At 71.8% G+C, this 19,251-nt stretch carries 18 protein-coding genes; 4 read left to right on the top strand and 14 right to left on the bottom strand.

Translation table 11 applies throughout. The features are described 5' to 3' along the window. Positions 1-122 precede the first annotated feature (122 nt). From hpt to dacB, 5 genes are all read right to left on the bottom strand, one after another. Positions 123-683 (bottom strand): hypoxanthine phosphoribosyltransferase, encoded by a 561-nt coding sequence (gene hpt / locus MID12_RS12560; protein WP_040249998.1) that lies wholly within the window; start codon positions 681-683, stop codon positions 123-125. Between the two features lie 53 nt (positions 684-736). After that, a complete protein-coding gene (gene tilS / locus MID12_RS12565) occupies positions 737-1,876 on the bottom strand; it encodes a tRNA lysidine(34) synthetase TilS (RefSeq protein ID WP_040250001.1) in 1,140 nt (379 codons plus the stop codon). A gap of 218 nt (positions 1,877-2,094) precedes the next feature. Then, positions 2,095-3,216, bottom strand: coding sequence for a zinc-dependent metalloprotease (locus tag MID12_RS12570; RefSeq protein ID WP_078844925.1), 1,122 nt, complete (start codon positions 3,214-3,216; stop codon positions 2,095-2,097). A gap of 89 nt (positions 3,217-3,305) precedes the next feature. Beyond that, positions 3,306-4,262, bottom strand: a complete 957-nt coding sequence (locus tag MID12_RS12575; RefSeq protein WP_263167017.1) for an IS481 family transposase — start codon at positions 4,260-4,262, stop codon at positions 3,306-3,308. Between the two features lie 304 nt (positions 4,263-4,566). Beyond that, the gene (gene dacB / locus MID12_RS12580; protein WP_411577058.1) at positions 4,567-6,024 is read right to left on the bottom strand and encodes a D-alanyl-D-alanine carboxypeptidase/D-alanyl-D-alanine-endopeptidase; all 1,458 of its coding nucleotides are present in this window, start codon (positions 6,022-6,024) and stop codon (positions 4,567-4,569) included. A gap of 124 nt (positions 6,025-6,148) precedes the next feature. Here dacB and MID12_RS12585 point away from each other — a divergent pair, with 124 nt between their 5' ends. Together MID12_RS12585 and MID12_RS12590 are read left to right on the top strand one after the other, a co-directional pair. Continuing rightward, entirely contained in the window at positions 6,149-6,640 is a 492-nt protein-coding gene (locus tag MID12_RS12585; RefSeq protein WP_040250010.1) for an inorganic diphosphatase, read from the top strand. A 233-nt stretch (positions 6,641-6,873) separates the two neighbouring features. Next, positions 6,874-8,520 carry a threonine/serine exporter ThrE family protein gene (locus tag MID12_RS12590; protein ID WP_040250013.1) on the top strand — a complete coding sequence of 549 codons (1,647 nt, stop codon included), beginning with the start codon at positions 6,874-6,876 and terminating at the stop codon, positions 8,518-8,520. A gap of 19 nt (positions 8,521-8,539) precedes the next feature. Here the strand turns inward: MID12_RS12590 and MID12_RS12595 are convergent, their stop codons facing one another. Together MID12_RS12595 and MID12_RS12600 are read right to left on the bottom strand one after the other, a co-directional pair. Continuing rightward, complete coding sequence (locus MID12_RS12595; protein ID WP_040250016.1) at positions 8,540-9,268, bottom strand: DedA family protein; 729 nt, start codon at positions 9,266-9,268, stop codon at positions 8,540-8,542. A 164-nt stretch (positions 9,269-9,432) separates the two neighbouring features. Beyond that, entirely contained in the window at positions 9,433-10,191 is a 759-nt protein-coding gene (locus MID12_RS12600) for a MerR family transcriptional regulator (RefSeq protein ID WP_263167020.1), read from the bottom strand. 153 nt (positions 10,192-10,344) lie between these two features. Here MID12_RS12600 and MID12_RS12605 point away from each other — a divergent pair, with 153 nt between their 5' ends. Beyond that, complete coding sequence (locus MID12_RS12605) at positions 10,345-11,757, top strand: glutamate decarboxylase (RefSeq protein ID WP_263167022.1); 1,413 nt, start codon at positions 10,345-10,347, stop codon at positions 11,755-11,757. A gap of 43 nt (positions 11,758-11,800) precedes the next feature. Here MID12_RS12605 and MID12_RS12610 read toward each other — a convergent pair whose 3' ends face one another. The 6 genes from MID12_RS12610 to MID12_RS12635 form a co-directional block, all read right to left on the bottom strand. Further along, positions 11,801-12,580, bottom strand: coding sequence for an ABC transporter permease (locus MID12_RS12610; RefSeq protein ID WP_263167024.1), 780 nt, complete (start codon positions 12,578-12,580; stop codon positions 11,801-11,803). Continuing rightward, complete coding sequence (locus tag MID12_RS12615) at positions 12,577-13,578, bottom strand: ATP-binding cassette domain-containing protein (RefSeq protein ID WP_263167025.1); 1,002 nt, start codon at positions 13,576-13,578, stop codon at positions 12,577-12,579. The genes MID12_RS12610 and MID12_RS12615 overlap by 4 nt, the downstream gene beginning before the upstream one ends. A gap of 151 nt (positions 13,579-13,729) precedes the next feature. Beyond that, the gene (locus MID12_RS12620; RefSeq protein ID WP_040250027.1) at positions 13,730-14,371 is read right to left on the bottom strand and encodes a PadR family transcriptional regulator; all 642 of its coding nucleotides are present in this window, start codon (positions 14,369-14,371) and stop codon (positions 13,730-13,732) included. A gap of 43 nt (positions 14,372-14,414) precedes the next feature. Further along, positions 14,415-14,987 (bottom strand): DinB family protein, encoded by a 573-nt coding sequence (locus tag MID12_RS12625; RefSeq protein ID WP_263167026.1) that lies wholly within the window; start codon positions 14,985-14,987, stop codon positions 14,415-14,417. A gap of 133 nt (positions 14,988-15,120) precedes the next feature. Continuing rightward, positions 15,121-16,578 (bottom strand): aldehyde dehydrogenase family protein, encoded by a 1,458-nt coding sequence (locus tag MID12_RS12630; protein ID WP_040250031.1) that lies wholly within the window; start codon positions 16,576-16,578, stop codon positions 15,121-15,123. A 61-nt stretch (positions 16,579-16,639) separates the two neighbouring features. Then, positions 16,640-17,533, bottom strand: a complete 894-nt coding sequence (locus MID12_RS12635) for a helix-turn-helix domain-containing protein (RefSeq protein WP_063778642.1) — start codon at positions 17,531-17,533, stop codon at positions 16,640-16,642. Between the two features lie 268 nt (positions 17,534-17,801). Between MID12_RS12635 and MID12_RS12640 the strand changes: the two genes are divergently transcribed. Further along, positions 17,802-18,278 carry an ATP-binding protein gene (locus MID12_RS12640; protein WP_078844927.1) on the top strand — a complete coding sequence of 159 codons (477 nt, stop codon included), beginning with the start codon at positions 17,802-17,804 and terminating at the stop codon, positions 18,276-18,278. Between the two features lie 143 nt (positions 18,279-18,421). On the opposite strand, the gene MID12_RS12645 is transcribed toward MID12_RS12640, so the two are convergent. Beyond that, complete coding sequence (locus MID12_RS12645; RefSeq protein ID WP_052483127.1) at positions 18,422-18,643, bottom strand: DUF397 domain-containing protein; 222 nt, start codon at positions 18,641-18,643, stop codon at positions 18,422-18,424. Between the last annotated feature and the right edge of the window lie 608 nt (positions 18,644-19,251).

A 19,251-nucleotide genomic window follows, 5' to 3' on the forward strand; every position in this document is an offset into this window, starting at 1 on the left:
CGTTGCTGCGGGGACGGACACCTGAGCCGTCTTCGCAAGCTCCAACGGCGGGCGCCCCGCGAGGGTTCCCGCCCCCGTACCGGCCCCGGAGGCACGGCGGCTCCGAGTGGTACGGACGGGGGTCAGCCTCCGTAGACGTGCGGGGCGAGGGTGCCGACGAAGGGGAGGTTGCGGTACTTCTCCGCGTAGTCGAGGCCGTAGCCGACGACGAACTCGTTCGGGATGTCGAAGCCGACCCACTCGACGTCGATGGAGACCTTGGCGGCATCCGGCTTGCGCAGCAGGGTGCACACCTTGAGCGAGGCGGGCTCACGCGAACCCAGGTTGGAGATGAGCCAGGAGAGCGTGAGTCCGGAGTCGATGATGTCCTCGACGATCAGGACGTGCCTGCCCTTGATGTCGGTGTCGAGGTCCTTGAGGATCCGCACCACCCCGGAGGACTGGGTGCCCGCGCCGTACGAGGAGACCGCCATCCAGTCCATGGTCACCGGGGTCGACAGGGCGCGTGCCAGGTCCGCCATCACCATGACGGCGCCCTTGAGGACACCGACGAGGAGGAGGTCCTTGCCCGCGTACTCCTCGTCGACGGCGGCCGCCAGTTCGGCCAGTTTGGTGTCGATCTCTTCCTTGGTGATGAGTACCGATTTGAGGTCGGTGCCCATGTCTTTCGCGTCCACCCGCATCACTTTCGCCTCGTCCAGCGGCTGAGGGCCACCCGGTCCTCGATGGCCTGTTGTCAGCCTTGCCGGATGACCAGTCTGCCACCCTGCCGCTGCGCGCTGACTCTGCCCGGCAGGTTGATGGCGCCCTGGCCCCGCCAGCCGGTGATGAGGCGGTCGATCTCCTCGATGTGCCGGGCGAAGAGGGAGCCGGCCGGCGCGCCCGCCTCGATGGCCGCGCGGCGCAGCACCCGGCGGCGCACCGCGCAGGGCAGCGCCGAGAGTTTGGCGCACTCCAGGAGTCCGGCGTCGTCGCGGACGCTCTCCTCGGCGCGGCCCGCCCATTCGTCGAGGGCGTCGGCGTCGTCGCGGGAGAGCTGGGCGGTGCGGGCGAGGGCTTCGACGACTCCCTTGCCGAGCGCCTTCTCCAGGGCGGGCAGGCCCTCGTGGCGCAGCCGGGAGCGGGTGTAGGCCGGGTCGGCGTTGTGCGGGTCGTCCCAGACCGGCAGCGACTGGACGAGGCAGGCCTTGCGGGCGGTCTGCCGGTCGAGCCCGAGGAAGGGGCGGCGGTAGCGGCCGGGTGCGCCGGGGCCGCCGGAGACCGCGGCCATGCCGGACAGGGAGCGGATGCCGGAGCCGCGGGCGAGCCCGAGCAGGACGGTCTCGGCCTGGTCGTCGCGGGTGTGGCCGAGCAGGATGGCGGCGGCGCCGTGCCGTTCGCCGACGGCGTCGAGGGCGGCGTAGCGGGCGTCGCGGGCGGCGGCCTCGGGGCCGCCGGTGGCGCGGGTGCCGCCGCGGGGTTCGGTGCCGTGGGCGGCGCGGGTGGCGGCGCCGACGTCGACGGCGACGGATTCCACGGGGTCGAGGCCGAGGGTGCGCAGCCGCACGGCGACCTCGGCGGCGCGCAGGGCGGAGCCGTCCTGGAGGCCGTGGTCGATGGTGACGCCGCCGGCCCGGATGCCGAGCTTGGGGGCCTCGAAGGCGAGGGCGGAGGCGAGCGCCATGGAGTCGGCGCCCCCGGAGCAGGCGACCAGGACCAGTGGGGCGGGCGGTCCCGGCAGTCCGGCCGGGGTGCTCGCGCCGGGCGCCTGGGGGCTTGCCGCGGCGGACCGGCGGGGGCTCTGTTCGGTCTGGCGCGGGGCGTGTTCGGTGAGGATGTCGTGCAGGACGCGGCGGACCGCCAGGCGTATCGCTGCGACCGCGGGGTGGGGACCCATGTCCGGTTCCCTTCGTCAAGTTCGGGGCTTGCCTCGGGCTGCCGCCGGGCCGTCGGGGCGCCGGTTCGCCCGGCCGCCGCCGGCAAGCTCTTGTCACGCAGAGTGCCTAGATGGTGACAGAGCCCCGGGGTTGTCCGAGCATTGCACGCCAGGGCGGCCCCCACGCTCCCTCGGACGGGTGATTGCCCGGGCGCACTACTGCCGTCGGCGGGCCCCGCTCAGGACTCTGCCTTACGGTGCACCCTCGCGACCCAGTCCGCCGGTTTGGCGATCTCCGCCTTGGTGGGCAGCGTGTTGGGGGAGGTCCACACCCGGTTGAAGCCGTCCATGCCGACCTCCTTGACGACCGCGCGCACGAAGCGCTCGCCGTCGCGGTACTGGCGCAGCTTGGCGTCGAGGCCGAGGAGTTTGCGCAGCGCGGCGTCGAGGCGGGAGGCGCCCTTGGCGCGGCGCTGCTGGAACTTCTCGCGGATCTCGGCGACGGAGGGCACCACGGCGGGCCCGACGCCGTCCATCACGTAGTCGGCGTGGCCCTCGAGCAGGGACATCACCGCGGTGACCCGGGCGAGGATCTCCCGCTGGGCGGGGGTCTGCACGAGCTCCACCAGGGAGCGGCCCTCGCCCTCCTCGCCCTCGGGGCGGCCGCCGGACAGCGACTGGGCGGCCTCCCGGACGCGTTCGAGGACGGTCATCGGATCGACCTCGGTCTCGCTGAGAAACGACTGGATCTCGCCCTCCAGGTGGTCCCGGAGCCAGGGCACCGCGGAGAACTGGGTGCGGTGGGTCTCCTCGTGCAGGCAGACCCAGAGCCGGAAGTCGTGCGGGGCGACGTCGAGTTCGCGCTCCACGTGCACGATGTTCGGGGCCACGAGCAGCAGCCGCCCGCCGTTCTCCCCGGCGGGCAGGTGCCGGGAGGCGGGCGCGAAGGTCTCGTACTGGCCGAGGACGCGGGAGGCGAGGAAGCTCAGCAGCATGCCGAGTTCGACACCGGTGACCTTGCCGCCGACGGTGCCGAGGACGGCCTGGCCGGGGCCCGCGCCGCGGCGTTCCTGCATCTTGTCCAGGAGCGGGGAGAGGATCTGCCGGAATCCGGCGACGTTCGCCCGTACCCAGCCCGCTCTGTCGACCACCAGGACCGGGGTGTCGCGGATGTCCTCGCCGCCCATCCGGGTGTACTCCCGGACGTGCTCCTCGGAGGCCTTGGCGTGGCGGCGCAGCTCGGCGACGACAGCCCTGGCCTCGTCGCGGCTCACCTCCGGCCCCGGCCGCACCAGCCGGGTCGCGGTCGCCACCGCGAGATTCCAGTCGACCATCCCGGACGCACCACCGATGCTCGTCATGCGTCAACCGTACGTGGTCGGGGGCCCGGCCGGAGGGGGTTGGCACCCCCGGTCCGGCCTGCGGGGGCGGGCGGCGCCCCGGCCCCGGCCTAGGTGTATTGACTCGCAGGGTTGTTGACGCGGGTGATGGGTGGTTGGCCGCCGAGTGCGGTGTGGCAGCGGTGGTGGTTGTAGGTGTGGAGGAAGTCTGCCAGTGCTGCGGATCGCTCGTCGTTGGAGGTGTAGGGCCGCAGGTAGGCCCACTCCTCCAGCAGGGTGCGGTTGAAGCGTTCGACTTTGCCGTTGGTCTGGGGCCGGTAGGCGCGGGTGAGCTTGCGACTCGCGCCCAGGTCGGCCAGAGCCTGCTGCCAGACGAGGCTCTTGCGGTAGGACCAGGCATTGTCGGTCAGGACCCGCTCGATGCGGTCAATTCCCGATGCGGTGAAGAAGGCGGCGGCCCGGTGCAGGAAGCCGGCGCAGGTGGTGGCCTTCTCGTCGGGGTGGATTTCGCTGTAGGCGAGGCGGGAGTGGTCGTCGACGGCGGAGTGGATGTAGTCGAAGCCCATGCTGCTGCGGGTGGCCCGGCCGGCCTGGCGGCCCAGGGCTTTGTGGCCGCCGCCGTCGGGGATCCGGCCGAGTTTCTTGACGTCGACGTGGAGCAGTTCGCCGGGCCTGTCGCGTTCGTAGCGGCGGATGACCTGGCCGGTGGGGCGGTCCAGGAAGGCGAGGCGGTTCAGGCCGTGCCGGGTAAGGATGCGGTGCACGGTCGAGGGTGGCAGGCCCAGGACCGGTCCGATGCGGGCGGGGCCGAGCTTGCGGTCCTGCCGCAGGCGGCAGACGCGGGCTTCGGTGTGGGAAGCGGTGCGGTGGGGTGTCGTGTGCGGGCGGCTGGAACGGTCCAGGAGCCCGCTTTCGCCTTCGGACCGCCAGCGGCGGATCCACTTGTGGGCGGTGGGCCGGGAGATGCCCATCTCCGCGGCGACGTGCGCGACCGGGCGGCCCGCGCGGATACGAGTGATGAGCAGGCGCCTGCCGTGGACGGTCAGCCGGGCATTACGGTGGGACACGAAGGCCTCCGTGCGTTCGGTGAAGATTCGACACCTCCACCACACACGGGGGCCTTCGCCGTGATCAAGCCCCACCAGCGTTAACAACGCTCGTGATCAATACACCTAGGGCCTTTCGTTTGGATCGGGCTGGGCTCGCGGGGCCGGCACGCACATCTGCGGCGTTGTCGTCGGTTGTCCCCAAGCTCTCAACTGCGTTCGAGCAGGGGAGGCCCCAATCGCTCCGCGTCGACGCCCTCCTCCGCCTTGCAGCCGCACGCACCAGCCCCCGCTCCCTGATCCAGCCCGACCCAAACGAAAGGCCCTAGCGGCAGCCGCAGTCGGCGAGCGCCGAGGCCATCCGGTCCATGGCGGCCTGGGTCTCGCCGGGGGCGGTGGAGCCGGAGGTCATGAAGGCGAAGACGAGCAGCCGCCCCTCGCGGTCGACGACGCTGCCGGCGAGGGTGTTCACCCCGGTGAGGGTGCCGGTCTTGGCGCGGACCAGGCCGGTGCCCTGCCGCTGGCCCTCCTTGTCGTAGCGGTGGGCGAGGGTGCCGGTGAAGGCGGCGACCGGCAGTCCGGTCAGGACGGGGCGCAGTCCCGGCCGGTCCGGGTCGGCCGCCCGGGTGAGCAGGGCGGTGAGCAGCTTCGCGGAGAGCCGGTCGGCGCGGTCGAGTCCGCTGCCGTCGGCGAAGCGGGCGCCGCCGAGCGGGAGTTGCAGGGCGGCCAGCTCCGCGCGGACGGCCCTGCCCGCGCCCGCGAAGTCGGCGGGGCGATCGGCGGCGACGGCGACCTGGCGGGCGAGGGCCTCGGCGATGTCGTTGTCGCTGTGCGTCAGCATCCGCTCGACCAGGGCGGACAGCGGCGGCGAGGAGACCGAGGCGAGCGGTTCGCTCTTCTTCGGGGCGCGCTTCCCGGCGGGCTTGCCCCGGGTCTCGACGCCCTCGGCGCGCAGGAACCCGGCGAAGGCGCGGGCGGCGTCGGCGGCCGGGTCCTCGGCGCGCTCGGCGGTGCCGCCGGTGGAGTCGTCCAGGCGCCCCTGGTCGGCCATGAGGGCGGTGACGGGGGCGAGGTTCTCGTTGCGCCCGATGGGGTGCAGCCGTTCGCCGCGGAACAGCGAGGCGTCGTAGGCGAGTTCGGCCTTCCCGACGCCGCGGCGCCGGAGTTCCCTCGCGGTGGCGGCGGCCAGGGTGCGCAGCGAGGCGTTGCCCTCGGCGCGGGGGCGGGCGGTCAGGGTGGGGTCGCCGCCGCCGACGAGGGTGACCCGGGAGCCGGGGCCGAGGACGGTGCGGGTGCGCAGGCGGTGGTCGGGCCCGGCCGCGGAGAGCACCGCGGTGCCGGTGGCGATCTTGATGGTGGAGGCGGGGGTGAAGGCGGCGCCCGCGTCCTTGCCGTACAGCTCGCGGCCGCTGCCCGCGTCGGTCACCGAGACCGCGCGCCGCTCGCCGAGGGCGCGATCGGAGAGCAGGGGCTTCAGGACCTCGGCGAGCCGGCGGCCCGCGGGTGCGTCGGCGGCGTGTGCCGAGGCGCCGAGGGAGTCGAGGACGGGCGGGGCGCTGGGCGCGGAGTGCGGGCCTCCGGGGGCGGGCCGGCGGCCGTGATCTGCACCACCTGCGCCCTCCTCGGCGGCCGCACGCGCGCTCTCGGCCTTACGCTGACCCGTGGAGTCCCAGGGTCCGCCCGCCGCCACCAGGACGGCCGAGAGCACGAGACCGGCCACGGCCGCAGCCGCCGTGAACGGAAGGTGTCCCCGGCCGGACAGCGACGCGGCCCGCTGCTTCAGCGACGGCCACGGCCGCAGCCGAGGCTTCAGCTCTGGCACGAAGACCAGCCCCTTTCGCGATCACACACCTGCGTGAGGGACACTTAACCACCAGACGTATGTGTTGATCATGGAGGAGCCACCGGTGGAGTTCGACGTCGTCATCGAGATCCCGAAGGGTTCGCGCAACAAGTACGAGGTGGACCACGAGACCGGTCGGATCCGCCTGGACCGTCGCCTCTTCACCTCGACCAGCTACCCGGCCGACTACGGCTTCGTCGAGAACACCCTCGGCGAGGACGGCGACCCGCTGGACGCGCTCGTCATCCTGGAGGAGCCGACCTTCCCGGGCTGTCTCATCAAGTGCCGGGCCATCGGCATGTTCCGGATGACGGACGAGGCCGGCGGCGACGACAAGCTGCTGTGTGTGCCCGCCTCGGACCCGCGGGTGGAGCATCTGCGCGACATCCACCACGTCTCCGAGTTCGACCGCCTGGAGATCCAGCACTTCTTCGAGGTCTACAAGGACCTGGAGCCCGGCAAGTCCGTCGAGGGCGCCGACTGGGTGGGCCGGACCGAGGCGGAGACGGAGATCGACCGTTCGTACAAGCGCTTCCAGGAAAGCGGGGGTCACTGACCCCCAGCAGCTTGCCGAACGGGCCGCGCCTTCCTTCCGGAAGAGCGCGGCCCTTCGTTTTCCCCCGGGGCCGAAGGCCCACACCCCGGATTCCGCTTCGGAGCCCGTGAGCGCCGTCACGACTGCGCGCGGGGCGAAGCGGGGTACGCATACTGGTCGTACGCGGCGCGGCGGTTGCGGCACGCGGCGTACGGGACCGAGCAGCCGCGAGCGAGGACAGGAGCAGGAAGTCGGTGAGCGAGCCGGAGCCGGAAGACCGCAAACCGCAGTCGGACGAGGCGCACAGCGCCTTCACCCAGCCGACCGGTGTGGTGTCCAGTCAGGCGGCACCCGAGGAGGACTCCCAGACCACCTCGGAGTTCGCGCTGCCGCGGGGCTTCGCCACCCGGGCGGTGGCCGAGCAGGAGGGCTCCGCCTTCCGGCCGCCGCCCTCGTACAGCGCCCGGGACGCGCCGCCGGCCTTCACTCCGCCGGGTGGTGTCCCGGTCATCAGGGTGACGAAGGACGAGCCCTGGCAGGACCGGATGCGCACCATACTGCGGATGCCGGTCGCCGAGCGGCCCGTGGTGGAGGTGCTGCAGAAGCACGACGAGGAGACCGGTCCGGCCGTCCCGCGCGTGCTCGACCTGACGCTGCGTATCGGGGAGTTGCTGCTCGCGGGCGGTGAGGGTGCCGAGGACGTGGAGGCCGCGATGTTCGCGGTCTGCCGCTCCTACGGCCTCGACCGGGTCGAGCCGAACGTCACCTTCACGCTGCTCTCCATCTCGTACCAGCCCTCGCTGGTGGACGACCCGGTGACCTCCTCGCGCACGGTGCGCCGCCGGGCCACCGACTACACCCGGCTGGCCGCCGTCTTCCATCTGGTGCGCGATCTCAGCGACGGCGACATCGAGGTCTCCCTGGAGGAGGCCTACCGGCGGCTCGCGGAGATCCGCCGCAACCGGCACCCCTACCCGGGCTGGGCGCTGACCGCGGCGAGCGGGCTGCTCGCGGGCTCCGCCTCGGTCCTGGTCGGCGGTAACGTCCTGGTCTTCGTCGCGGCCTTCCTCGGCGCCATGCTCGGCGACCGGCTGGCCTGGCTGTGCGCGGGGCGCGGGCTGCCGGAGTTCTACCAGTTCACGGTGGCCGCGATGCCGCCCGCCGCGATCGGCATCACGCTGACCCTGCTCGACGCGGATGTGCGCGCCTCCGCGGTGATCACCGGTGGGCTCTTCGCGCTGCTGCCGGGGCGGGCGCTGGTCGCGGGCGTGCAGGACGGCCTGACCGGCTACTACATCACCGCCTCCGCGCGGCTCCTGGAGGTCCTGTACTTCTTCGTGGCGATCGTGATCGGGGTGCTGACCGCGCTCTACTTCGGGGTCCGGATGGGCGCCGACCTCAATCCGGACGCGCAGCTGCAGACCGTGGAGCGGCCGGTCTGGCAGATCCTCGCCTCGATGTCGCTCGCGCTGGCCTTCGCGGTGCTGCTCCAGCAGGAGCGCTCCACGGTCCTGGTGGTGACCCTGAACGGCGGCATCGCCTGGGTGGTCTACGGGGCGATGCACTTCGCGGGCGAGATCTCGCCGGTCGCCTCCACGGCGGTGGCGGCGGGCCTGGTCGGCCTGTTCGGACAGCTCTTCTCGCGGTACCGCTTCGCCTCCGCGCTGCCGTACGTCACCGCGGCGATCGGGCCGCTGCTGCCCGGTTCGGCGACGTACTTCGGTCTGCTCGGTGTCGCCCAGAACGATCTGAACGAAGGGCTGCTCTCGCTGAGCAAGGCGGCCGCGCTCTCCATGGCGATCGCGATCGGGGTGAACCTCGGTTCGGAGATCTCCCGGCTGTTCATCCGCACCCCGGGCGCCGCGAGCCGCCGCGCGGCGAAGCGGACCCGCGGCTTCTGACGCCCGGGCGGGCGGCGGCTCAGCGCTTGGCGTGCCGGCCGCGGCCCGCCGACGGCGGCGTACCCGGCGCACCCGGCGTCTCGGCGGAGGCGGCGGCCGTGCCCTCCCCCGCGGCGGCGCCCTCCTTCTTCGCCTTGGAGCGGCCGCGCAGGTACTCGATGACGATCGGGATCACCGAGAGCAGCACGATGAGGATGAGGATCGGCTCGATGTTCTTCTCGACGAACTCGTGCTTGCCGAGCCAGGCCCCGAGCAGGGTGACCCCGGAGCCCCAGAGCACCCCGCCGAGGATGTTGTACGTGAGGAAGGCGCGGTACCGCATGCCGCTGACGCCCGCGATGATCGGCGTGAAGGTGCGCACGATGGGCACGAAGCGGGCCAGCACCAGGGACTTGGCGCCGTGCTTCTCGAAGAACTCGTGGGCCTTGGCGACGTTCTCCTGTTTGAACAGCCGGGAGTCCGGCCGCTTGAAGAGCGCGGGGCCGACCTTCTTGCCGAAGAGGTAGCCCGCCTGGTCGCCGAGGACCGCGGCGAGGCTGATCAGCAGGCAGGCCAGCCAGAGGTTGACGTCCAGCTTGTCGGTGGTGATCAGCAGGCCGGTGGTGAAGAGCAGCGAGTCGCCGGGCAGGAAGAAGCCGATGAGCAGGCCCGACTCCGCGAAGACGATGACGAGCAGGCCGATCAGACCGAACTTGTCCAGCAGGAAGTCCGGGTCCAGCCAGCTGGGACCGAGCGCGAGCGTCGTCACGGGTGAGTGCTCCTGGGGGTGAGTGGGCCGGTCGGCTTCCGGGCCGCCGCACCAAAGTTATCAACGCCGGGTGACCGCCCCGGGTTCCCCGCCGCCCCCGGGCACCCATCGTGAGCCGACCGGTACCGGGCGGCCGGTACCGGTCGGCCTCGGCCCCGCGGTTCCTAGACGTGCCGCACGGCGTTGGCGAGGATCGCCTCCCGCTGGTAGGCGGCGAGCCCCTCGCGCGCCTGGTCGATGGTGCGGGTGAAGCGCTCGTCGTTCACATACATCTCGCCCAGGCAGGTGTGGATCTCGTAGGAGCAGGTGTAGTGGTTGCGGCTGATCCACTGCCGGTGGTCCTCGGCCGCGTCCATCGCCGCCTCGGAGCCGGGCTCCTCGCCCGCGTCCATCAGCGCCAGGAACCGCCGGGTCAGCTCGTCCGCCTCGCGCCGGATCCGCTCCCAGTCCTCCTTGGTGTACGAGGCGCTGCGGCGCCGGGACTCCTCGTAGGCCTCGGTGTCGCCCCAGCGCTCCGCCACCTCCTCGGCGTACTCCTCGGGGTCGAAGTCACCGAAGACCTCGAACTTCTCCTCGGGGGTGAGGTTGATGCCCATGCTGCGTGCCTCCATGGCGTTCTCGACCGCGGCGGCCATCTTCCGGAGCCTGTCGATGCGTTCGGTCAGCAGCCGGTGCTGGCGGCGCAGATGCGCCCGCGGGTCGGTGCCGGGATCGTCGAGCAGTGCCGCGATCTGGTCGAGGGGGAAGCCGAGTTCCCGGTAGAACAGGATCTGCTGGAGCCGGTCGAGGTCGGGGTCGGTATAGCGCCGGTGGCCGCTCGCGCTGCGGCGGCTGGGCACGAGCAGCCCGATCTCGTCGTAGTGGTGCAGCGTGCGCACCGTGACCGAGGCGAATCCGGCGACCTGCCCCACCGAGTAGTCCATGCCCGTGTCCCTCCTCTCGTCCGTACTCTTCCCGCTTCCCTCTCTGCGGTGTTCGGTACGCGCCCCAGGCTGCTGCCTCACGTCGCGTGAGGTGCAAGCCCGGTTTACCGTGACGGCACACCGTCACCGCCTGTGCCCGCGAGGAGACCCACCGTGCCGCTGCATCGAGGCGCCCGCGGTTCCGGGAGCCGCCACCGGACCGTGAACCCCTTCCTCGGCGAGGCCAACCCGGTGGGCGGCATGACCGGCGCCCCGCCCACGCACCGGCTCCCGGACGGGCCGCTGCCGCCGGGCACCGCCTACCAGCTGGTCCACGACGAGCTGATGCTCGACGGCAACGCCCGGCTCAACCTCGCCACCTTCGTCACCACCTGGATGGAGCCGCAGGCCGGGGTGCTGATGACCGAGTGCCTCGACAAGAACATGATCGACAAGGACGAGTACCCGCGCACCGCCGAACTGGAGCGCCGCTGCGTCGCCATGCTCGCCGAGCTCTGGCACGCCCCCGACCCGGAGGCCGCGGTGGGCTGCTCCACCACCGGCTCCAGCGAGGCCTGCATGCTCGCCGGGATGGCCCTCAAGCGGCGCTGGGCGGCGCGCAACGCGGACCGCTACCCCGCGAAGGACGCCCGGCCGAACCTGGTGATGGGGATCAACGTCCAGGTCTGCTGGGACAAGTTCTGCACCTTCTGGGAGGTGGAGGTCCGCCAGGTCCCGATGGAGGGCGAGCGCTACCACCTGGACCCGGCCGCCGCCGCGGCCCTCTGCGACGAGAACACCATCGGCGTGGTCGCCGTCCTCGGCTCCACCTTCGACGGCTCCTACGAACCGGTCGCCGAGCTGTGCGCGGAACTCGACGCCTTCCAGGAGCGCACCGGACTCGACATCCCGGTCCACGTCGACGGGGCCTCCGGCGCGATGGTGGCGCCCTTCCTCGACCCGGACCTGGTCTGGGACTTCCGGCTGCCGCGGGTCTCCTCCATCAACACCTCCGGTCACAAGTACGGACTCGTCTACCCGGGGGTGGGCTGGGCGCTGTGGCGCTCGGCCGCCGAACTCCCCGAGGAGCTGGTCTTCCGGGTGAACTACCTCGGCGGCGAGATGCCGACCTTCGCGCTGAACTTCTCCCGGCCGGGCGCGCAGGTGGTCGCGCAGTACTACACCTTCCTCAGGCTCGGCCGGGAGGGCTACCGGTGCGTACAGCAGGCCGGCCGGGACATCGCCAAGGGGCTGGCCGCGCGGATCGGCGAGCTGCCCGACTTCCGGTTGCTGACCCGCGGCGACGAGCTGCCGGTCTTCGCCTTCACCACCGCCGAGGAGGTCACCGCCTTCGATGTCTTCGACGTTTCCCGGCGGCTGCGGGAGGGCGGCTGGCTGGTCCCCGCGTACACCTTCCCCGCCCACCGCGAGGACCTGTCCGTGCTGCGGGTGGTCTGCCGCAACGGCTTCTCCGAGGACCTCGCCGCGCTCTTCCTGGACGACCTGGAACGCCTGCTGCCCGAACTGCGCAGCCAGCAGGGGCCGTCGACCACGGACCGGGAGGCGGCGACGGGGTTCCACCACTGAGGAGCCGGGCTCCCCGGCGCGGAGACCGTCGCCGCCCTCCGCCCTACCTGCCGAGCGCCGCGAACTTCCGTACCGCGAGCGGGAAGAAGACCGCGACCAGCGCCAACGGCCAGGCCACGGCGAGGAGTTCGGCGTGCTGGGCGGCCCAGGAGGTGCCGGTCGCCGCCTCGTTGCCGAAGAGTTCGCGCACCGCCGTGGCCGTCGCCGACATCGGGTTCCACTCCACGCCCGCGCCCAGCCAGCCGGGCATGGCCTCGGGGGTCGCGAAGGCGTTGGAGAGGAAGCCGACGGGCCAGACCAGGATCTGCACCGCCTGCACCATCTCCGGGCGGCCCGCGACCAGCGCCAGGTGGATGCCGATCCACAGCATCGCGAAGCGCAGCAGGAGCAGCAGCCCGAAGGCGCCGAGGGCACCGGCCGCGGAGCCCTCCCAGCGCCAGCCGATCGCGAGCCCGGCGAGGATCATCACGACCAGCGAGACGGCGGACTGGAGCATGTCCGCGGCCGCCCGGCCCACCAGGACCGCGCCGCCCGCCATCGGCATCGAGCGGAAGCGGTCGATGACGCCCTTGTTGAGGTCCTGGGTGATCGAGAGCATCGTCGCCTCCAGGCCGAAGGCCATGGTCAGCGCGAGCATCCCCGGCACCAGGAAGTCGACGTAGGCGCCCTCGACGCCGCGCCCGCCGCCGATGAGGTAGCCGAACATCAGCAGCAGCATCACCGGGAAGACCAGGTTCACCGCGAGCTGCCCGGGCTGCCGCGCCCAGTGGGCGAGTTCGCGCTGGGTCATGGTCCAGGAATCGCTCAGTGCCCAGACGATCATGCCGCCACCTCCTCGGTCGTGCCCTTCCCGGTCCGGTCGGCGCTCGGTGCCGGGTCGCCGTCCCCGGTCAGATGCAGGAAGACCTCGTCGAGGGTGGGCCTGCGCACCGCCAGGTCCTCCGCCTCGATGCCCGCCGCCCTGAGCGCCCGCACCGTCTCGGCGAGCGCCGCCATCCGGTCCGCGACCGGCGCGCTGACCAGCCGCCGGTCCTCGTCCACCACCGCGCCGGGCAGCAGCGCCCGCACCTCGTCGAGCCGGTCCGCCGCGCGCAGGACGACGTCGAGGCGGTCGCCGCCGAGCCGGGACTTCAGCTCGTCCGCGGTGCCGTCGGCGACGACCCGGCCCCGGTCGACCACCGAGATGCGGTCGGCGAGCTGATCGGCCTCCTCCAGGTACTGCGTGGTCAGCAGCACCGTGGTGCCCTGCCCGACCAGGGAGCGCACCGCCGACCAGACCTCGGTGCGCCCGCGCGGATCGAGCCCGGTGGTCGGCTCGTCCAGGAAGAGCACCCGGGGCTCGGTCAGCAGCGAGGCGGCGAGGTCGAGGCGCCGCCGCATCCCGCCGCTGTACCGCGACACCGCCTTGCGCCCGGTGTCCGCCAGGCCGAACCGTACGAGCAGCTCCTCCGCCCGGCTGCGCGCCCCCCGCGCGCCCAGGTGGTACAGCCGCCCGAACATCTCCAGGTTCTGCCGCCCGGACAACTCCTCGTCCAGCGCCGCGTGCTGGCCGAGCAGCCCGATCCTGCGGCGCACCTCGTCCGGGCTCCGCCGCACGTCCACGCCCGCCACCTCGACCCGGCCCGCGTCCGGCCGCAGCAGCGTCGACAGCACCCGCACCAGGGTGGTCTTGCCCGCGCCGTTGGGCCCGAGCACGCCGTGCACGGTGCCCCGGGCGACCCGCAGATCGAGCCCGTCCAGCGCCTTCTTCTCCCCGTACCGCTTGTGCACCCCCTCGACGAGGATCGCCTCGCCGCCGGTGTCCCTGCCGCTCCCGCTCACCGTCTTCTCCTCGCCGCCGCCGACCGCCCGCGACTACTAGTCAAACTTGAAGAGTGCCCGAAGGTACTCCCCGCTTCCGCAGGGGTCAAACCTGATGGATCTCCCCGCCGACCTGCTCCCGGGGGCCCGTGCCCTCAGCCGCCCCGCGTCCTCAGCGGATGTCGCCCGGGTGCGGGGTCCCCGTCGCGTACGGGTTCTCCTCGCCCTCGCCGAGGATCCCGCGGAAGGGCTCGCCCTCACCGGCGAAGGTGTACGCGCCGTTCTCGATCCGGTCGATCAGGCCCCGGGTCCACTCGGCGCCCGCGTCCGCGGAGTGGATCCAGTAGTTCATGATCTCGCCGATATGGCCGATCTGCTCGGGCCCGTCCTCCGGTACGTAGTGCTCGGTCACCGCCCCGCGCCACTCCTCGATCCCGGCGATGCGCTCCTTCAGCAGGGCCACCGCCTCCCCCCGCTCCAGGTCCACCAGGAAGCCGATCCCGGCCGAGAGCACGTCCATGCGCTGGTCGTGGGCGGTGAGCGCGGACCGCAGCAGCGCGAAGAACTCCGCCTCGCCCTCCGCCGTCACCTCGTACTCGGTACGGGGCGGACCGCCCGCCGTGGAGGGCGCGGTCTCGTGCGCGTGCAGCAGGCCCTGCTTCGCCATCTGCTTGAGCGCGTGGTAGATCGAGCCGGGCTTCGCGTGAGACCACTCGTGGGCGCCCCAGAACTCCAGGTCGTTGCGGACCTGGTAGCCGTGGGCGCGCCCGTGCTGGCGGACCGCGCCGAGCACGAGCAGGCGGATCGCTGACATGGGCCCAAGATTAGGCGGTGCCCGCCGGGCGCCCGCGGGCCGCTCAGCCCCCGGCCGCCTCGCCGCCGTCCTCGCCGCCGCCTCCGCTCTCCAGGGCGACCAGCTCGAACGCCGTCTTCCCGTCCAGCGACTCGCGCAGGATGTCCGCGTGGCCCGCGTGCCGGGCGCTCTCCTCGATCAGGTGCAGCAGCAGCCAGCGCATCGAGACCCGGCCCTCCTCGGGGAACCAGGGCGCCCGGGGCAGCGGAAAGGTGTCGTCGAGGCTGGGCACCGCGCGGATGAACTCCTCGGTCTCCTTCGCCACCTGCTCCCAGCGGTCCAGCATCTGCGGCAGGCTCTCGCCGTCCACCAAGCGGTGGGTGTCCGGCCAGGTCGAGGCGTCGCGCTGCTGCTCGTTCTCGCGCTGCTGCGCCCGCCGCAGCCAGTCCAGCTCGACCTCCGCGCCATGCTTGACCAGGCCCGCGAGGGACAGCTCGCTCACACTCGGCCGGCTCGTGGCCTGCTCCTCGGCCAGGCCGAGGACCGTGCGCCGGATGCCCGCGCGCTGCGACTGGAGAAAGCTGAGCAGCGCGCCGCGCTCGTCGCCGGGGCTCTCCGCGAATACGTGGGTGACCATGGTGTCCCGCCTTCCGGGTGCCGGCGGGGGCCCGCGCCCCCGCCTCCTGACACCCCCGACGCTAGGGACCCTTGCGGTCAGCTTCTGTCCGCGAGCCGGAGCGCGCCGCGCGGCTCTTCGGCGAAGGGCCCCGTCAGACCGGGAAGTGCGAGCGCTTGTGCTGCACCGAGATCCACTTGTGGGTGGTGAAGGCCTCCAGCATCGAGTCGCCGTCGAGCCGCCCGAGGCCCGAGCTCTTCTCCCCGCCGAAGGGGACGATCGGCTCGTCGTGCACCGTGCCGTCGTTGATGTGGATCATCCCGGTGTGCACCCGCCGCGCCAGCCGCACCCCGCGCTCCACATCCCCGGTGTGCACCGCCCCGCTGAGCCCGTACGGGGCGGCGTTGGCCAGCGCGACCGCCTCGTCCTCGCCGTCGAAGGGGAGGATCAGCGCCACGGGGCCGAAGATCTCCTGCCCGCGCACCGGCGAGTCGGCGGGCAGCCCGGTGAGCACCGTGGGGTGGACCAGATTGCCCTCGGCGGCGCCGTGCAGCAGCGCCTTGGCCCCGGAGGCGAGCGCCGCCTCGATGAGCGCCGACACCGCCTCCGCCTGCGAGGAGTTGATGAGCGGGCCGATGTGGGTGCCGGGCTCCGCGGGGTCCCCGACCACGAGCCCGCGCACCTTGGCGACGAACTTCTCGGTGAACTCCGCCTCCAGGGTCCGGTCCACGAATATCCGGTTGACGGCCATACAGACCTGGCCCTGGTGCACGAAGCGGCTGAAGACGGCCGCGTCGACCGCGTAGTCGAGGTCCGCGTCGTCGAGGACGATCAGGGCGCTGTTGCCGCCGAGTTCGAGGATGGCGCGCTTGAAGCGGGAGGAGCAGACGGTGGCCACATGCCGGCCGACCCGCTCGGAGCCGCTGAAGGAGATGACCTTGGGCACCGGGTGCTCGATCAGGGCGTCGCCGATCTCCGCGATGTCGGTGACGACGACGTTGAGCAGTCCGTCCGGCAGGCCCGCCTCCTGGAAGAGCCGGGCGATGAGGGTGCCGCCGCAGACCGGGGTGTTCTGGTGCGGCTTGAGGACCACCGCGTTGCCGAGGGCGAGCGCCGGGGCGACCGACTTCAGGGTGAGGAAGAAGGGGAAGTTGAAGGGGCTGATGACGCCGACGACGCCGACCGGCTCCCGGTAGACCCGGTTCTCCTTGCCGTCCACGGGCGAGGGCAGGATCCGCCCCTCGGGCCGCAGCGCCAGCTGGATCGCCTCGCGCAGGAACTCCCCGGCGAGGTGCAGCTCGAAGCCGGCCTTGCGCCGGGTGCCGCCGAGTTCGGCGACGATCGCCTCGGTGATCTCCTGCTCGCGCTCCTCGATGATCCGCAGGGCGCGTTCGAGGACCCGCCGCCTGGCGTACGGGCTGGTCGCGGCCCACTCGCGCTGCGCGCGCTCCGCCGCCCGGTAGGCCTGGTCGACCTCCTCGGCGGTGGCCACCGTGATCGAGGCGAGCTTCTCCCCGCTGTAGGGATTGAAGTCGATGATGTCCCAGGAACCGCTGCCGGGCTTCCATTCACCGTCTATGTACTGGTGCGCGAGTTCGGCGAAGAAGGACATGCGATCCCCTACCCAAGGAGCGTGAGCACTGTGCCTGATGTCACGTCATCGTACGTCTGTTTCACAGGAGTTGACGGAGACCGTTCAGCAGGTCCCGGGTCCCGGCGGGGTCCGGCGCCTCCTCCTGGAGCTGCCGCATGACCCGCCGGTACTGGCCGACCTCCTCCGGCTTGTCCACATAGAGGGCGCTGGTGAGCTGCTCCAGGTAGACGATGTCGGAGAGGTCCGACTCCGGGAAGCTGAGCATGGTGAAGGAGCCGCTCTCGCCCGCGTGCCCGCCCTGGCTGAAGGGCACCACCTGAAGGCGCACATCCGGCCGCTCGGACACCTCGACCAGATGGTCGAGCTGCCCCCGCATCACCTCGCGGCTGCCGTACGGTCTGCGCAGCGCCGCCTCGTCGAGCACCACGTGCAGCCGCGGGGCCCGCTCGGAGACCAGGAGCTTCTGGCGCTCCATGCGCAGGGCGACCCGGCGGTCGATCTCGGCGGGGCTCGCGCCCTTCATGCCGTGCGCGACGACCGCGTGCGCGTAGGCCTCGGTCTGCAGCAGTCCGTGCACGAACTGCACCTCGTACACGCCGATCAGCGAGGCGGCGGCCTCAAGCCCGACATACGTCTGGAACCAGCCGGGCAGCACATCGGAGTAGCTGTGCCACCAGCCCGCGACATTGGCCTCCCGGGCGAGGGAGAGCAGGGAACCGCGCTCCGCGTCGTCGGTCACCCCGTACAGCGTCAGCAGATCCTCGACGTCCCTGGCCTTGAAGCTCACGCGCCCCAACTCCATGCGGCTGATCTTGGATTCGGAGGCGCGGATCGAGTATCCGGCGGCCTCCCGGGTGATGCCGTGCGCCTCCCGCAGACGCCTGAGTTGTGAGCCCAGCAGAATGCGCCGCACGACAGAGCCTCCTCCGGAGCCCACGGCCTGGGGATAGCCCCATGACTCCCCTGCGGTCACGTCGTCAACCCCTCACCAATGTGTTCAGCAGTCCCGCAGTCTGCCATTAAAACGCTCCCCCCCGTACTCGGGCGGTTACAGAAACAGAGAGTTTGCTTAAGTGCCACACAGAAGGTTCGCAGAATAAATCGGCGAGAACAGGGCCACGTACGCCATATCCGGCGCGTGCACGTGCATCTGCCCTTGCATCTGCCCTGTCCTTTGGGAAGCATGGTCCGCGCACACCGCAGCACGGCACCGCAGCGCTACGGAACGGGGAGTGCCACGCATGGGGACGAAAGCACTGACCATGCTCGAACCCTTACGGCAGGGACCACCGCCGACCGACGCGGCGCTCGCGTCGGCCTCGGCGTCCTGCACCTTGCCCGCCCGCTACGAAGCGGTGCGCGAGGCGAGGCAGTTCACCAAGTCCACGCTGTCCCGCTGGGACCTCGACCGGCACGAGGAGGACATCACCCTCGTCACCTCGGAACTCGTCACCAACGCCCTGCGGCACGCGGTACCGGACGGCACACCCGAGAGCGACTGCGGGGTACGGCTGCACCTGGAGCGGCACCGCGCCCGACTGGTGTGCGCCGTGGGGGACTTGAGCGCCCACGGCCCCGTCGCCCGCGCGGTGGACGACTTCGCCGCCGAGTCCGGCCGGGGGCTGTTCCTCGTCGACTCGTTCAGCGAGAGCTGGGGCTGGCATCCCGCTCCGGAACCCGAGCGGGGGAAAGTCGTCTGGGCCCTCTTCGCCCTGTGAATCCACCGGATCCGCCCCGGGGTTCCGCGATTGCACCCCCTTGTGCGCCCTTCGTGCGCTGTTCGCGCATTCCTCGCGGCAGTTCCCGCACAAATCCCGCGACGGGCTGACGGGGCAATGACATGACTACCGGGAGAACCGTTTCAGTTACGGGTGGTGAGGTGGTCGAATTCGCCGTCCTTCACGCCCAGGATCATGGCCTCTATTTCCGCGCGGGTATAAACGAGCGCGGGCCCGTCCGGAAACCGTGAGTTGCGCACCGCCACCGCTCCGCCCTCCAGTCTCGCGAACTCCACGCAGGAGCCCTGCGAGTTGCTGTGCCGGCTCTTCTGCCAGACCACCCCGTCGAGCTCCGTGGCCGCCATGCCGTTGAACACGTCGTGCACTGGTCGCTCCCGGTGGTGCAGTGGCCGATGTCGCCTGTTTGGATGCAGCGGTCAACTGTCCGGATCATAGCTGCCCTCCCGTGCAAATGCATGGGCATATGCACGTGCACGCGGGGTGTTCCCGCGATTACAGCTCCGGTACCTGCGAAAACCTCCTGCCCGGCGAAGGGAACCGCGCCTTCCGCCCGGCAGCACACACGCCTCCCCGCTCCGGATCGTCCGTTTCGGGGCCCGTATGCACAGAGCCCGTATGCACAGAGAAGACATGCGCACAGAGAAGAGACGCACGCGGCGCCCCGCATGTTCCAGTGCCCGCGCGATTGTCCACTTTGCAGACATGGCGGGCATGGGTTCACGCCACGGAAAGGATCATTCGATGCGGCCCGGTACGGACTGTCCGGTCCGTCCGGGCTGTCCGAGCTGTCCGGGCGCGGGGAGCCGGGCAGGGGCGGGGGCAGAACAGCGGCGGAGACCGCGCGGGGTGGCGGGGTAGGCGGCAGCAGAGCGGCGGAGGTGGGCGCCGCCCGGGCGCGGAACGGCGGCGAGCCGCCGGGCCCTGAGGCCCAACGGCCCGCCGCCGCAGGAGA

Origin of the sequence: Streptomyces sp. SCSIO ZS0520 (assembly GCF_025643355.1) — a bacterium.
Taxonomy (GTDB): Bacteria; Actinomycetota; Actinomycetes; order Streptomycetales; family Streptomycetaceae; genus Streptomyces; species Streptomyces physcomitrii.

What these genes read in the sequence shown, in the direction of transcription:
- hpt (WP_040249998.1), bottom strand. Translation starts at nt 683, where the DNA reads ATGCGGGTGGACGCGAAAGACATGGGCACCGACCTCAAATCGGTACTC.
- MID12_RS12630 (WP_040250031.1), bottom strand. Translation starts at nt 16,578, where the DNA reads ATGTCCTTCTTCGCCGAACTCGCGCACCAGTACATAGACGGTGAATGG.
- MID12_RS12640 (WP_078844927.1), top strand. Translation starts at nt 17,802, where the DNA reads ATGGGGACGAAAGCACTGACCATGCTCGAACCCTTACGGCAGGGACCA.
- MID12_RS12645 (WP_052483127.1), bottom strand. Translation starts at nt 18,643, where the DNA reads ATGGCGGCCACGGAGCTCGACGGGGTGGTCTGGCAGAAGAGCCGGCAC.
- MID12_RS12625 (WP_263167026.1), bottom strand. Translation starts at nt 14,987, where the DNA reads ATGGTCACCCACGTATTCGCGGAGAGCCCCGGCGACGAGCGCGGCGCG.
- MID12_RS12570 (WP_078844925.1), bottom strand. Translation starts at nt 3,216, where the DNA reads ATGACGAGCATCGGTGGTGCGTCCGGGATGGTCGACTGGAATCTCGCG.
- tilS (WP_040250001.1), bottom strand. Translation starts at nt 1,876, where the DNA reads ATGGGTCCCCACCCCGCGGTCGCAGCGATACGCCTGGCGGTCCGCCGC.
- MID12_RS12600 (WP_263167020.1), bottom strand. Translation starts at nt 10,191, where the DNA reads ATGGACTACTCGGTGGGGCAGGTCGCCGGATTCGCCTCGGTCACGGTG.
- MID12_RS12610 (WP_263167024.1), bottom strand. Translation starts at nt 12,580, where the DNA reads ATGATCGTCTGGGCACTGAGCGATTCCTGGACCATGACCCAGCGCGAA.
- MID12_RS12620 (WP_040250027.1), bottom strand. Translation starts at nt 14,371, where the DNA reads ATGTCAGCGATCCGCCTGCTCGTGCTCGGCGCGGTCCGCCAGCACGGG.